Annotated in this window: 13 protein-coding genes, 1 tRNA gene and 1 riboswitch; of the genes, 11 read left to right on the forward strand and 3 right to left on the reverse strand. The window is 70.8% G+C overall.

The window, feature by feature from the left end; all coding sequences use genetic code 11:
• Positions 1–463 precede the first annotated feature (463 nt).
• Together ACFY3D_RS17295 and ACFY3D_RS17300 are read left to right on the forward strand one after the other, a co-directional pair.
• The gene (locus ACFY3D_RS17295) at positions 464–1765 is read left to right on the forward strand and encodes a hypothetical protein (RefSeq protein WP_389980412.1); all 1302 of its coding nucleotides are present in this window, start codon (positions 464–466) and stop codon (positions 1763–1765) included.
• Positions 1762–2223, forward strand: coding sequence for a hypothetical protein (locus ACFY3D_RS17300; RefSeq protein ID WP_350944471.1), 462 nt, complete (start codon positions 1762–1764; stop codon positions 2221–2223). Before ACFY3D_RS17295 ends, ACFY3D_RS17300 begins: the two co-directional genes overlap by 4 nt.
• A gap of 99 nt (positions 2224–2322) precedes the next feature.
• Here the strand turns inward: ACFY3D_RS17300 and ACFY3D_RS17305 are convergent, their stop codons facing one another.
• Positions 2323–2634 carry a YtxH domain-containing protein gene (locus ACFY3D_RS17305; protein ID WP_362898346.1) on the reverse strand — a complete coding sequence of 104 codons (312 nt, stop codon included), beginning with the start codon at positions 2632–2634 and terminating at the stop codon, positions 2323–2325.
• Between the two features lie 170 nt (positions 2635–2804).
• On the opposite strand from ACFY3D_RS17305, the gene ACFY3D_RS17310 reads away from it, so the two are divergent.
• From ACFY3D_RS17310 to ACFY3D_RS17340, 7 genes are all read left to right on the forward strand, one after another.
• Positions 2805–2880: transfer RNA gene (locus ACFY3D_RS17310), tRNA-Asn, on the forward strand.
• Positions 2881–3224: 344 nt separating this feature from the next.
• Positions 3225–4421 (forward strand): nitric oxide synthase oxygenase, encoded by a 1197-nt coding sequence (locus ACFY3D_RS17315; protein WP_389980414.1) that lies wholly within the window; start codon positions 3225–3227, stop codon positions 4419–4421.
• A 235-nt stretch (positions 4422–4656) separates the two neighbouring features.
• Positions 4657–5832, forward strand: coding sequence for an agmatinase family protein (locus tag ACFY3D_RS17320; RefSeq protein ID WP_389980416.1), 1176 nt, complete (start codon positions 4657–4659; stop codon positions 5830–5832).
• Positions 5832–6935, forward strand: coding sequence for an ABC transporter substrate-binding protein (locus ACFY3D_RS17325; protein WP_389980418.1), 1104 nt, complete (start codon positions 5832–5834; stop codon positions 6933–6935). The genes ACFY3D_RS17320 and ACFY3D_RS17325 overlap by 1 nt, the downstream gene beginning before the upstream one ends.
• A 93-nt stretch (positions 6936–7028) precedes the next feature.
• Complete coding sequence (locus tag ACFY3D_RS17330; protein ID WP_389980420.1) at positions 7029–8021, forward strand: ABC transporter permease; 993 nt, start codon at positions 7029–7031, stop codon at positions 8019–8021.
• A 61-nt stretch (positions 8022–8082) separates the two neighbouring features.
• A complete protein-coding gene (locus ACFY3D_RS17335; protein ID WP_389980422.1) occupies positions 8083–8850 on the forward strand; it encodes an ABC transporter ATP-binding protein in 768 nt (255 codons plus the stop codon).
• A 61-nt stretch (positions 8851–8911) separates the two neighbouring features.
• Positions 8912–9685: an enoyl-CoA hydratase-related protein gene (locus ACFY3D_RS17340; RefSeq protein ID WP_389980424.1), complete on the forward strand. Its 774-nt coding sequence runs from the start codon at positions 8912–8914 to the stop codon at positions 9683–9685.
• A 159-nt stretch (positions 9686–9844) separates the two neighbouring features.
• Here the strand turns inward: ACFY3D_RS17340 and ACFY3D_RS17345 are convergent, their stop codons facing one another.
• Positions 9845–10579: a TetR/AcrR family transcriptional regulator gene (locus ACFY3D_RS17345; RefSeq protein ID WP_389980426.1), complete on the reverse strand. Its 735-nt coding sequence runs from the start codon at positions 10577–10579 to the stop codon at positions 9845–9847.
• A gap of 100 nt (positions 10580–10679) precedes the next feature.
• On the opposite strand from ACFY3D_RS17345, the gene ACFY3D_RS17350 reads away from it, so the two are divergent.
• Together ACFY3D_RS17350 and ACFY3D_RS17355 are read left to right on the forward strand one after the other, a co-directional pair.
• Positions 10680–11642, forward strand: a complete 963-nt coding sequence (locus ACFY3D_RS17350; protein ID WP_389980428.1) for an ATP-binding cassette domain-containing protein — start codon at positions 10680–10682, stop codon at positions 11640–11642.
• Between the two features lie 92 nt (positions 11643–11734).
• Entirely contained in the window at positions 11735–12487 is a 753-nt protein-coding gene (locus ACFY3D_RS17355) for an ABC transporter permease (protein ID WP_389980430.1), read from the forward strand.
• A 20-nt stretch (positions 12488–12507) separates the two neighbouring features.
• Here ACFY3D_RS17355 and ACFY3D_RS17360 read toward each other — a convergent pair whose 3' ends face one another.
• A complete protein-coding gene (locus ACFY3D_RS17360; protein WP_362898326.1) occupies positions 12508–13029 on the reverse strand; it encodes a DUF402 domain-containing protein in 522 nt (173 codons plus the stop codon).
• Between the two features lie 52 nt (positions 13030–13081).
• A riboswitch (SAM riboswitch) is annotated at positions 13082–13194 on the forward strand.
• Positions 13195–13204: the final 10 nt, after the last annotated feature.

Below are 13204 nucleotides of genomic sequence, written 5' to 3' on the forward strand. Positions count from 1 at the left end.
ACCCCCGCCAAGCTCCGCCCCCCGCCGCGGGCGCCGTTGCTCCGCCACAACCCCCACTGCGGCGCAACCGGGGGGGGGCCCGGGCACCCCCGGTGCCGGGGCCCCGCGCCGTTCGGCCGACCTCGCCACCGTGACCGCCAGGGCGCCCTCTCTCCGGGCCGGTGCCGCTCTCGCCGATCCCCTGGAGCTCGTTTTCCCGGGCAGAACCTTTCCGGTGGTCCGGTACCAATCACCTGGAGTCCTCGTCCTCCCGAGGGAATCTTTCCGGTGGTGCGGCGCGGATCACCCGGTCTCCCCGCTTTCCCGGTTCGTGCCGGTGCGGTGGTCCGGCGCCGATCATCGGGGATTCCTGTCGTAGTGATCACTCCAAAAGCCCCGGTTTTCCGGGGCGTGCGGCGTTCCTGTTCGGCGCATTCGGGGGGCCGGGCTGTTCTCCTGGGCGATACAGGCGCAGACTGGGCGGATGGAGTCGCGAGCGGCGGTCGACGACGCCGCGCTCGGGCGCGAGGCGTGGTCCGTGCTCGACGCGAACTGGACGGGGTCCGCGACCGTCCCCGCGCCCGGCCTCTACCCCCACCAGTGGAACTGGGATTCCACCTTCGTCGCGATCGGCCTGGCCCGCTGGGACACCCGCAGGGCGGGGACCGAGCTGATCAGCCTGCTGGCCGGGCAGTGGGCGACCGGAATGGTGCCGCACATCGTCTTCCACCCCGTCCACGCGGACGGATACTTCCCCGGCCCCTCGGTCTGGCGATCCCGGGAGCACCCGGCCTCCCCCCGCGCCGTGTGCACCTCCGGGCTGACGCAGCCACCACTGCACGCGCTCGCCCTGTGGTGGATATGGCGGCACGCGGCCGACCGCGACACGGCCGTGGCCCTGGTGCGGCGGCTCTATCCGATGCTGGTCGCCCAGCACGACTACCTCGCCACCCGCAGGGACCTCGGCGGGGGAGGGCTCGCCGCGATCGTGCACCCGTGGGAGTCGGGGATGGACGACAGCCCCGCCTGGGACGCGCCCCTGGAGGCGCTGCCCCCGGTCCGTCCCGCCTACCAGCGGCGCGGGGAGCCCTCCGAGCGGCGTCCCGACAGCCGCCACGACCGCTACATGGCGCTCGCCCTGGGCTGCCGGGACTCCGGCTACGACCCGGCCTATCTGCGGGACGAGCACCCGTTCGCGGTCGAGGACCCGATGTTCAACGGGATCTGGCTCGCCTCCTGCCAGGCCCTCACCGAGCTGGCCCCGGTGGCGGGCGCGGACGCGGGCCCGCACCGGGAGGCGGTGGAGCGGATCCGCGCGGCGCTGCTGGAACGCCTCTGGGACGACGGCGTCTTCCGCGCCCGCGACCTGCGCGGCGACCGGCTCAGCCCCGTGTGCACGGTCGGCTGCTTCGGGCCGATGCTCGACGAGGGGATGCCCGGCGAGCGGGTCGCGGATCTGGTGAGGGTGCTGGAGTCGGCCCGCTTCATGGGAGCCGCCGGATATCCGGTGCCGAGCTGTGAGATCCGCGCACCGCAGTTCGACCGGTCCTGCTACTGGCGCGGGCCGTCCTGGGTGAACACCAACTGGCTGCTGCGCCGGGCGGCGGCCGTGCACGGCCTGGAAGGGCTGGTACGGGTGCTCGGCTCGGGCACCCTGCGCCTCGTACGGCAGGCGGGTTTTCGCGAGTGCTTCGACCCCTTCGACGGCAGCGGGCGGGGCAGCCGGGACTTCTCCTGGTCGGCGGCGCTCACCCTCGACCTGCTGGCGGATACCGTGGAGCGGTGAAGCTCTTCAATCGCATGCCCCCCGAGGTCCGCGCGGCCGCCGTCCCCGGCGACCGGGTGCTCGCCTACGCGGAGGGCCCCGACGGCTACGTGATCGCCGCGGACAAGGCCCTCTACCTGGGCGGCGAGCGCGTGCCCTGGTTCCAGGTGGATCGCGGGGTGTGGGACGAGGAGGGGCTGACGGTCACCACCACCGACGGGCGCTCGCACCGGGCGCTGCTGCCCGAGCCGGGCCGGATCCCCGAGGCCGTGCGGGAGCGGGTGATCGCCTCGATCGTGGTCAACCACTACGTTCCGCTGGACGCGCGCGGGGGAGTGCGACTGGTGGCGAGGAAGGCCGACGCCGACCGGCTGATCTGGGAGTTCGTCTTCGACGCCGGCCTCGACCCGGACGATCCGGGCCTGCGTGCCCTCGCGGAGCAGGCGCTTGAGGAGACACGCCGAAGCTTCGGCGTCTGAGATATCGGCCTCCGGACACGCGAAAGGCCCCCGTAGGGGCCCTTCGCACCGGCGGGCCGTGCTCGGCCCGTGGCTGCCGACGGAGCGGCGGCAGGAAGATCAGTAGGGTGCGTTGGTCTTCTGGTTCTCCGGCCAGCCGGTGCCCGTGTCGTCGTGCTGGTCGCTGTGCCAGCCGTTGGTCGAGCGCAGGAACGGCAGCCGGTTCTTGGCCACGTCGCTCACCTTGGTCCTCGCCACATCCGTCGCCTGGGAGACCTTGGCGCCCATCAGGCCGGCCGTCTCCTGTACGGCGGGGTTGTCGGAGACGCGCTGGGCCAGCCGCTTGATCTGCTCGTAACGTTCCCGGCCGGCGCGGCTCCCCAGGATGTAGCCGACCGCGAATCCCACTCCGAGCATCAGTCGATAACGCATGTCCACCTCCACAAACATGTTCCGCGGACCCTGTCCTGTGATCACTCGCGGATCGCCTCGTCTCGCCCCTACCCCGGAGTATCGATGCGACACACACCCACGGAGTGCGCTAATCTATTCCTGCGCCGCAAGGAACGGGGGACACCCGGTCCGACCAGCGCGAAGCGCAATCCCGTGTAGCTCAATCGGCAGAGCAGCCGGCTGTTAACCGGCAGGTTATAGGTTCGAGTCCTATCGCGGGAGCCAGTTGAAAGGCCCCGGAAGCCCAGCTTCCGGGGCTTTTGCCGTCTTCTGTCCTGATTCAGTCAGCCTCCCGCGTTCCGGTTCGCCGGACAAACCACGGTGAATCCCAGAAAATAGGGAACGCCACGCCCGGCGCCGCCATGATCTTGGCGGGCGGACCGGTGCGCGGCTGCCGCGGACAACAGCGATCGCAGCGGGGAAGGGCCGCCGCGTCGAGGGCACCGCGCCGCCCGGAACGGTCGTCGTGCCCGTGAGCCACAATGGGTGGTTTTTCTGTGCTGACCTGGCGAAGGTCCCGGCGGAGTACGCCGGATTCGATGCGCGACGTCCCCGGTGTACTCGGGCCCGTGGGCATTTCCGACAGTGTTCCCGACGGTGTTCCCGGCGGTGTCCCTGACGGTGTTTCCAGGGGCGTTCCCGAGGTGCCCCCGGTCGACGTGGCGGCGGCCGAGGATTACCTCAGGCTTTTCCACGCCGAGAACCCCGGGGCGGGAACCCTGCGGGAACGCCTGCGTGAGGTCCGGCAGGAGATCGCCGGGACCGGAACGTACACGCACACCCCCGGCGAGCTGATCTTCGGTGCCAGGGTGGCCTGGCGCAACAGCGGCAGGTGCATCGGGCGCCTGTACTGGCGCTCGTTGCGGGTACGCGACCGGCGACACGTCACCACGGCGGAGGGGGTCGCCGTCGAGTGCGTGAACCACCTGCGGGACGCGGCGCCGAACCGCAGGATCCGCCCGACGATCACGGTGTTCCCTCCCGATCGGCCGGGGGCTCCGGGGCCGAGGATCTGGAACGAGCAGCTCATCCGCTACGCCGGATACGCGATGAAGGACGGTTCGGTCGTCGGCGATCCCCGCTACACCGATTTCACCGCGACGCTGCGTGAGCTGGGCTGGGCCGGAGGGCAGGGAAGTCCCTTCGACGTCCTCCCGCTGGCGATCTCGATGGGGGACGGGCCTCCGCTGCTGTCCACGATCCCCGGCGACGCCGTGCTGGAGGTCGCGCTCTCACACCCCGCCTACCCGTGGTTCGAGCAGCTGGGACTGCGCTGGCACGCCGTGCCGGTCATCTCGAACATGTGCCTGGAGATCGGCGGGATCTGTTACCGGGCGGCCCCGTTCAACGGCTGGTACATGGGGACCGAGATCGGCGCCCGCAACCTGGCCGACGCCGACCGCTACGACCTGATGCCGGTCATCGCCCGGCGGATGGGCCTGGACACCGAGAGCGACCGCTCGCTCTGGCGGGACTACGCGCTGGTGGAGCTGAACGTGGCGGTGCTGCACTCCTTCGAGCGGGCCGGGGTGACGATGACCGACCACCACACCGAGTCCAGACATTTCCTGATGCATCTGGAACGCGAGGAGAAGGAAGGACGGGTCTGCCCGGCCGACTGGTCCTGGATCGTGCCCCCCATCTCGGCCTCGGCCACCCCGGTCTTCCACCGCTACTACGAGGACCGGCAGCTGTCACCGAACTTCGTCCACCATCCGGACTCCCTGAAGCGTGCACTCGGTCACCGGACTGCAACGGGGGGTTAATCCGGGGGAAACGTACCGGCGATGCACTTGCAGTGACCCACCTCATGGTGGGGCGCACCTAGGGTTCCGCCGCAGCCGACGCCGGATGTCACGACCGTGAGGCCGTACGGCGTCGGCGCGGGACTGGTCCGAGAGGTGCAGGCGGCCGCGTGGCCGTTCCACGGCGGGACAAAAGCCCGGGAGGCCGGCCGATCCCGGCTGCCCTCCGGCCGGGTTCCGAGCTGATCGGAGCTCCATGCACTGGCACCCATCCGCTTCCGACCCCGCCCGCCAGGGCCCCTCGTCCGCGGCACCCTCCGGGCCCGACAGGTATGGCCCCGAGGCCCGCTTCGCCGTCGACCGCGAGGCCGAACTGCCCACCACCAACTGGGAACGCGAGGTCGCCTGGGCCCTGGAGGTGGGCCTGCAGGGCGCCGACTCCATCGTCGACCGGCGCATCCCGACCTTCTCCCGAGGAGAACTCCCGCACTTCGCCGGGATCAACACCTTCCTCAAGGCCCCGTACGTCGAGGACGTGCGGCGCTGCGGGGAGTACGACGTGGCGATCCTGGGGGCGCCGTTCGACGGCGGCACCACCTACCGCTCGGGCACCCGCTTCGGACCGCAGGGCATCAGGAAGATCTCCGCCCTGTACGGCCCCTACAGCTTCGAGCTGGGAGTGGACCTCCGCGAGTCGATCACGATGGCCGATCTCGGGGACGTGTTCACCATCCCCGGCAACATCGAGAAGACCTTCGACCAGATCTCCAAGGCCGTCTCGCACGTCTACTCCAGCGGGGCCTTCCCCGTCGTCCTGGGCGGCGACCACTCCATCGGGTACCCGACCGTGCGCGGCGTGGCCGAGCACCTCTCGGGAAACCTCGGGATCATCCACTTCGACCGGCACGTGGACACCCAGGAGACCGACCTCGACGAGCGCATGCACACCACGCCGTGGTTCCACGCGACCGACATCCCCAACGTGCCGCCGCAGAACCTGGTGCAGATCGGCATCGGCGGCTGGCAGGCGCCCCGGCCGGGGGTGAAGGTCGGCCGCGAGCGCGGCACCACGATCATGACGGTCACCGACTGCGTGGACATGGGCATCGAGGCGGCGGCCGAGCGCGCGCTGGAGGTCGCCTGGAAGGGCGCCGAGGCCGTGTGGCTCTCCTTCGACGTCGACTGCCTGGACGCCGCGTTCGTCCCCGGCACCGGCTGGCCGGAACCCGGCGGCTTCCTGCCGCGCGAGGTCCTGAAATTCATCCAGATCATCGCCGACGCGGCGCCGCTCGCCGGGATCGAGGTCGTGGAGTGCTCGCCGCCCTACGACAACGCGGAGATCACCTCGTTGATCGCCACCCGCGTCATCTGCGACACCCTCGGCTGCCTGGTCCGTTCCGGGCACCTGCCCGCGAGGAAGGGAGCCTCCTGATGCTCCGCCGCCCGCCTCTCACCCTCCGCCGGTCTGCTTCGTCCCGTCCGCCCGGCCGGACCGGGTCGCTCGGGGCGTTTCGTTCGTCCCGCTCTCCGTTCTCGCTCCGCCTGCTCGTCTCGCTCTTCCTCCTCGCCGCCTGCGCGGCGTGCGCCTCCACCCCGGGCGGTGCCGCCGAGCCCGCCGCCTCCGGTGGCAAGAAGACCCTCACACTGGGCTTCTCCGCCTGGCCCGGCTGGTTCCCCTGGCAGGTCGCCCAGGAGAAGGGGCTGTTCGTCAAGAACAACCTCGACGTCGAACTGAAGTACTTCGACAGCTACACCGACAGCCTGACGGCGCTCGCCACCGGCAACGTCGACGCCAACAGCCAGACGCTCAACGACACCATCGCCTCGGTGTCCGGCGGGGCGAAGCAGACGATCGTGCTGGTCAACGACAACTCCACCGGCAACGACCAGATCATCGCCAGGTCCGGCATCTCGACGGTGGCCGACCTGAAGGGCAAGACCGTCGCGGCCGAGCAGGGAACGGTCGACCACTACCTGCTGCTGCTCGCGCTGCGGAAGGCGGGGCTCACCGAGAAGGACGTCACCTTCAAGCCGTTGCCGACCGATGCCGCCGCCGCGGCCTTCAAGGCCGGCCAGGTGGACGCGGTCGGGGTCTTCGCGCCCTTCACCACCACCGCGCTGGAACTGCCGGGTTCCACGGCCATCGCCACCTCCAAGGACTTCCCCGGCGCCATCCCCGACCACCTGGTGGTGGCCGCCTCGCTCGTCGCCGAACGGCCGCAGGAGGTACAGGCACTGGTGAAGACCTGGTTCGAGACCCTGGAGTGGATCGCCGCCAACCGGGCCGACGCCACCGCGATCATGGCCAAGCGGGCGGGGGTGAGCGAGGCCGACTACACGAGCTACGACGCGGGGACCACGATCTTCTCCCTGGAGGACAACCTCGCCGCCTTCGAGCCCGGCGACACCGGCGACCACCTCGACAACCAGGCATCCCTGATCGCGAAATTCCTCGTCGACTCGGGCCTGGCCGACACCGAGCCGTCGCTGGACGGTCTGTTCGAGCCGAAATTCGTCAGAAGTCTCAAGCCGTGAGAGCCGTGAGAGCCAAGGGAGCCGTGAGGGCTGTCAGAGCGGTGAGAGCGGTGGAAGCCAGCAGAGCGGGAGCACCGACATGGAGACGCCGACATGGAGACAACGCCGGGTGACGACCGGCTGTGGCCGGGGCGGGTCCAGTTCGCCCTGCTCGCCACCCGGAAGGTCGAGGCCCTCATGAGCGCGCGGACCGTGGAGCCCGCCGCGCCCCCCGACGAGGGACGGCGGGACTGGGAGCCGCTGCCCCGGCGCTCGGACCGCCCCGGACGGCTGAGGAGACGGCCCTCCGGTTCCGGCGCCTCCGTCGGGAAGGACCGGTCCGGAGCGGGGGGTCCGTCCGTCCGAGCCCGCTGGGGCCTGCGGGCGGCCTCCGTGCTCGTCCCGCTCGCCCTCTGGGCGGCCGTCGGCATGGCGGGGCTGGTCGATCCCACCTTCCTGCCCTCCCCGCTGGCCGTCCTGGAGGCGTTCGCGGAGATGCTGGGCAGCGGGCAGTTGCTCGACGACACCCTCGCCAGTCTCGGCAGGGTCGGGACCGGTTTCGGGCTGGCGGTGCTGATCTCGGTGCCGCTGGGCGTCGCGATGGGCACCTCGGCCGTGGCGCTGGCCCTGCTGGAACCGGCCGTCGGCCTGCTCCGATACATGCCGGCCGCCGCGTTCATCCCCCTGCTCATCATCTGGCTCGGCCTCGGCGAACCCTCCAAGATCGCGATTCTCGTGCTGGGCGTGGTGTTCTTCAACACGCTGATGGTCGCCGACGCCGTACGGCGGGTGCCCGGTGAGCTGGGCCAGGCCGCGGCCACCCTCGGTGCCAGGCGCGGCGAGATCCTCAGGAAGGTGACCTGGCCGTACGCGCTCCCGGCGGTCGTGGACGCGGCGCGGATCAACGCCGCCGCCGCGTGGAACTTCGTGGTGGTGGCCGAGCTCATCGCCGCCGAGTCGGGGCTCGGCTACCGGATCGTCCGGGCGCAGCGGTTCCTGCAGACCGACAAGATCTTCGCGGTGCTCGTCGTGATCGGGATCGTCGGCCTGCTGATCGACGTCGCGCTGCGCCTGCTGCGCGATCGCCTCGGGAGGTGGGTGGCATGAGGGGCGTGCCGATCGGTGTCACGCCACGGAGTCCGGGTGACCGCTTCGGGAGGTGGACGGCATGACCCTCGTACTGCGCGGCGTGGCCAAGGACTACGGCACCACGCGCGTCCTGGACGGCATCGACCTGTCGATGGAGCCGGGCGAGTTCGTGTGCGTGGTCGGGGCGAGCGGCTCGGGCAAGTCGACGCTGCTCTCTCTGATCGCCGGGCTCACCCCGGCGAGCGCGGGATCCATCTCGCTCGCCGGAGCGCCCGTCACCGGTCCCGGTCCCGAGCGCGGGCTGGTCTTCCAGTCGGGCGCGCTGTTCCCCTTCCTCACCGTCGCGGAGAACGTGGCCTTCGGGTTGCGACTGCTGCCGATCTCCAGGGCGGACCGGGAGCGGCGGGTCCGCTGGTATCTCGGCGAGGTGGGACTGTCGTCCCTGGCGGGCGCGCTGCCCCGGCAGCTGTCCGGCGGGCAGCGTCAGCGGGTGGCGATCGCGAGGGCGCTCGCGTGCGAACCGGCCGTGCTGCTGCTCGACGAGCCGTTCGGGGCGCTGGACGTACAGACCAAGGAGGACATGCAACTCTTCCTGCGCCAGGTGTGGCGCGACACGGGCACGACCGTGCTGATGGTCACCCACGACGTGGAGGAGGCCGTCCTGCTCGCCCAGCGGGTGCTCGTCTTCGCCTGCGGTCCCGGCAGGGTCGCCGCCGAGGTGCCGATCGACCTGCCCGCCTACCGGGCACTCACCGTCAAGCGCACCTCCTCCTTCCTCGGCCTGCGCGCGACGGTCGAGGATCTGGTCCGCTCGCACATGCTGACGCCGGAGAGGGAGAAGGTGTAGAACGATATTCTGTGGCTCTCCGGGCGGGGAGTCCCCGGCGGACTGTCGAAGGGGATGCGCAATGGCCGATCCGGTGTTGTCGTCGATCGAGCGGGGCGTGCTGACGCTGACCCTCAACCGCCCGGACCGGCTCAACGCCTGGACCGACGAGATGGGCCGCCGCTACTTCGACGAACTGGCCGAGGCCGAGAAGAACCCCGAGGTCCGGGTGATCGTGGTCACCGGCGCGGGGCGGGGATTCTGCGCCGGTGCGGACTTCCAGACGCTCACCGCCCTCCAGGACGGCTCCTACGCGGGACGGCCCGACCCGCGTCCCACCACCTTCCCGACCACGCTCCGCAAACCGGTGATCGCCGCCGTCAACGGCGCCTGCGCCGGGCTCGGCATGGTCCACGCCCTCCTCTGCGACCTGGTCTTCACGGCCGCCGAGGCGAAGTGGACCACCGCCTTCGCCCGGCGCGGCCTCATCGCCGAGTACGGCATGTCGTGGATCCTGCCCCGCCTGGCCGGTCAGGCGAGGGCGATGGACCTGCTGCTGTCGGGCCGCACCTTCACCGGCGCCGAGGCGTGCGAGCTGGGCCTGGCCGGCCGGTCGGTGCCGGGGGAGAGGCTGATGGAGGAGACGCTGGCCTACGCCCGCGAGCTCGCGACGCACAGCTCCCCGGCCTCGATGGCGGTGATCAAGCGTCAGGTCTGGGGTGACTGGCAGCAGAGCCTGGAGGCGTCGGAGTCGGCCGCGAAGCGCCTGATGGCCGAATCCTTCGCCAGGCCGGACTTCGTCGAGGGCGTCGCGAGCTTCGTCGAGCGCCGCGCCCCTGACTTCCCGCCGCTGTAGCCCGGCAGCCTCGTGGGCCCCGGTGGCGTGTCCGGCGGCATTCCGCTCACCGGGCAGGAACGTCACCGGGTTTCCGGCGCGCACGGGGGCGTGACGTGGGCGGCCTCGGAGGGCGCCGGGGTGTCGGTCACGGCGTGGGCGGTGTGCGGTCGCCGACGATCAGGTGGCCGGTCCGGTGACGAGCACCGCGAGGCCGTCGAGGATGCGCTCCATGCCGAAGGCGAACTCGTCGTCCTCGCCGCCCGGCTTGTCGAAGACCCGGGCTTCGAGAAGCTCGTGGATCTCGGGGAAGCGCTGGGCGTCGGTGAGCCTGGCGAGTGACCTGCTGTAGCCCGACAGCGCCTCCTCGTCGGTGACCTGGGAGGTGTCGAGGGCGTCCTGGAGGTCGGCGAGGAGCGCCACCTCGGTCCTGACGAAGCCGTTGACCAGCAGCAGCGCCGCGAGCTTCGTGTCCGCGTTCAGTCCGGTGCCGCGCAGGCAGCGCAGTCCGGTCTCCAGCCAGGCGACGTGGTTGGGCATGATCCCCGGCCCGGTGATGGGGATGCGCAGCGACCAGGGGTGTCGCTGCAGGGCGACGCGCATGGCGGCGCCCCACCGGTGGACGCCCTGGCGCCAGTCGTCGCCCGGCTCGGGGAGCGGGGGAGGCGGGCCGAGCACCGCGTCCGTGATGAGCATGAGCAGGTCGCCCTTGGACGAGACGTAGCGGTAGAGCGCCATCGTGGAGACGTCGAGCTCGGCGGCGATCTTGCTCATCGAGACCGCGGCGAGCCCTTCCGCGGAGCCCACCCGCAGGGCGGCCTCCACGATGTGCTCCAGGCTCAGGCTGCGTTTGGGGCCCTTGCCGGGCCGCTCACGCAGGCCCCAGGCGATCTCCACGCTCTCCGGCACTTCCATCGCGCTCCCGGGCTTGACCGTCCTTTTGTGTGAGTGTATACCTTACGCAATATCGTGTATGCCATAAACAGTAGAGCGTACGCCATACACAGGAGGGGTAGTGGAAACAGCGATAGAGGCGGTCGGCCTCACCAAGTCCTACGGCAGGGTCGCCGTACTGAAGGGCGTCGACCTGCGCGTCGCCAGGGGGAGCGTGTACGCCCTGCTCGGTTCCAACGGGGCGGGCAAGACGACGACCGTACGCACCCTGGCGACGCTGGTCGGGCCGGACGGGGGACGGGCCACGGTCGCCGGGTTCGACGTCGTCCGCGACCGCCGCCGGGTGCGCCGCGCCATCAGCCTGACCGGCCAGCACGCGGCGGTCGACGAACTGCTGACCGGTGAGGAGAACCTCCGGATGATGGGCCGCCTGTCCGGCCTGTCACGCGCGGGGGCCCGCCGCAGGGCGGCCGAGCTCCTGGAGCGGTTCGACCTGGTCGAGGCGGGAAAGCGGCGGGTCGGCACGTACTCGGGTGGTATGTGGCGACGTCTGGACCTGGCCGCCGGGCTCGTCGGCGCACCATCGGTGATCTTTCTCGACGAGCCGACGACCGGGCTCGACGTGCGGAGCAGGCAGGCGATGTGGGAGGTGATCACCCGCCTCGCCGACTCGGGGACGACGGTCTTCCTCACCACCCAGTACCTGGAGGAGGCCGACAGCCTCGCCGACAGGATCGCGCTGCTCGACGGCGGACGGGTGGTGGCGGAGGGCACCGCCGACGAGCTCAAGGCGAGGGTCGCCGCCTGGCGGCTGAACCTCGTGCTGGCCGACGCCGGCTCGTTCGCCGAGGTGACGCGCCTGCTCGGGGCGCGTGCCGTGCACGCCGATCCCGCCAGACTCACCGTCGAGGCGGCCACCGACGGGAGCGCCGCGCAGATCCGCGCCCTGCTGGACGAGGTGGATTCCGGGCGTTCCGCGGTCGAGAGGTTCACCGTGCGAGGCGCCACGCTCGACGACGCGTTCCTCGCCCTGACGGACAACCTGACGGACAATCCGACGGACAAGGAGCGGGCCGGTGTCTGACCTCACGGTGATGGACGTCTCGATGGACGTCTCGACAAGCGAGGAGCGGCGAGTGTCCTGCCCCGTCGTCGAGTGCGAGGGGAGGAGGGCCGGTGTCTGAGCTCGTCGCCTGGCCGGTCATGACCGGCCGCGCCGTCCGCCTGTCGCTGCGCAACCTCGACGCGCTGATCACCTCGTTCCTGTTGCCCGTCATGATCATGCTGATGTTCGTCTACCTGTTCGGCGGCGCGATCCAGACCGGCACCGACTACGTCACCTACGCCGTCCCCGGCGTCCTCGTCATGTGCGCCTCCTACGGCGCCTCCCTGACCGCGGTCGCCGTCAGCCAGGACATGAGCCGGGGGATCGTCGACAGGTTCAGGTCGATGGACGTCGGCGGAGGGGCGTTCCTGGGCGGGCACGTGGCCGCCAGCACCGTGCGCAACCTCACCTCGCTCGTCATCGTGTTCGTCGTCGCGTTCCTGCTCGGCTTCCGGGCGGACGCGGACCTGGCGGGCTGGGCCGCGGCGGCGGGCATCCTGGTGGTGTTCGTCCTGGCCGTCTCCGCGGTCTCGGCCGTGGTCGGCCTGCTGGCCAGGACGCCGGAGGCCGCGGGCGGCTTCACCTTCGTGGTGATGTTCCTGCCCTACCCGAGCAGCGCCTTCGTTCCGGTCCACACCATGCCCACGTGGCTGCACGGGTTCGCGGAGAACCAGCCGGCCACGCCGATCATCGAGTCCGTGCGTGGCCTGCTGCTCGACAGGCCCGTGGGGAGCGACCCGTGGAAGGCGCTGGCCTGGTGCGGTGGTTTCCTACTGGTCTCGGCGCTGCTGTCCGGCAGGTTGTTCCGCGACCGCGCCCGCTGAGGTATCCGGAGGGGACGCGCTCAGCTGACCAGGGTGAGCCAGTGCGGCGCGTCCCCGAAGGGGGCGGTGCGGGTGGTGACCGCCTCCATCAACCAGGCGGCCGAGGCGCGGGCGCTCTCGACCACGTCGGGCGGGTAGGCGTACCTGACCCGGTGCTCCTCGAACTCGTCCTCGTCGTCCAGGAAGACCCGGCTCCGGCGGCCCTTCAGCAGGTTCTCGCGGACCCTGATCACGTCGAGGTCGAGGTCGATCATGGTGACCTGGCCGTCGCTCCACCGCGGCACCGTGGAGATGTCGCAGTAGATCTCGTGCTTGTGCGGTGCCGTGTTGAACGCGGCCGTCCACCAGGCGTCGCGGGGGAAGAGCATCACGAACGGATGCGGCCAGGCGACCGCGGGGCCGTCGCCCTTGTGGCCGCTGGAGTTGGCCACGCAGCCCGTCCACACCCCGTGCTCGTCCTCGCCGAGCAGCAGGCCGCGGTGGTGCCAGTGCAGTGACCCGTCGTACTTGCGGTAGACCACGTTCACGCTCTCATAGGACATTCCCCGACATTAAGGCTTGACAGAGATCTATGTATTTCCTACCTTCTAAATAGGTTAAGAGTGTCAGTGCGAAGCCCCGGCTGGCTGACCGGCAACCCTCGCACCGCGGCGGGGTGCCCCCGGGGGAGACCAGGCGGCACGGTGGGCGTGCCGCAAGCGCGGACCCCCTCACCGG

The sequence above is a fragment of the Streptosporangium sp. NPDC000509 genome (assembly GCF_042898365.1).
In the GTDB taxonomy this organism is placed as follows: Bacteria; Actinomycetota; Actinomycetes; order Streptosporangiales; family Streptosporangiaceae; genus Streptosporangium.

Bases quoted from the DNA above. Each gene is read 5' to 3' on its own strand.
- ACFY3D_RS17340 (WP_389980424.1), top strand. From the start codon at position 8,912: ATGGCCGATCCGGTGTTGTCGTCGATCGAGCGGGGCGTGCTGACGCTG.
- ACFY3D_RS17360 (WP_362898326.1), bottom strand. From the start codon at position 13,029: ATGTCCTATGAGAGCGTGAACGTGGTCTACCGCAAGTACGACGGGTCA.
- ACFY3D_RS17330 (WP_389980420.1), top strand. From the start codon at position 7,029: ATGGAGACAACGCCGGGTGACGACCGGCTGTGGCCGGGGCGGGTCCAG.
- ACFY3D_RS17345 (WP_389980426.1), bottom strand. From the start codon at position 10,579: ATGGAAGTGCCGGAGAGCGTGGAGATCGCCTGGGGCCTGCGTGAGCGG.
- ACFY3D_RS17295 (WP_389980412.1), top strand. From the start codon at position 464: ATGGAGTCGCGAGCGGCGGTCGACGACGCCGCGCTCGGGCGCGAGGCG.
- ACFY3D_RS17320 (WP_389980416.1), top strand. From the start codon at position 4,657: ATGCACTGGCACCCATCCGCTTCCGACCCCGCCCGCCAGGGCCCCTCG.
- ACFY3D_RS17335 (WP_389980422.1), top strand. From the start codon at position 8,083: ATGACCCTCGTACTGCGCGGCGTGGCCAAGGACTACGGCACCACGCGC.
- ACFY3D_RS17325 (WP_389980418.1), top strand. From the start codon at position 5,832: ATGCTCCGCCGCCCGCCTCTCACCCTCCGCCGGTCTGCTTCGTCCCGT.
- ACFY3D_RS17305 (WP_362898346.1), bottom strand. From the start codon at position 2,634: ATGCGTTATCGACTGATGCTCGGAGTGGGATTCGCGGTCGGCTACATC.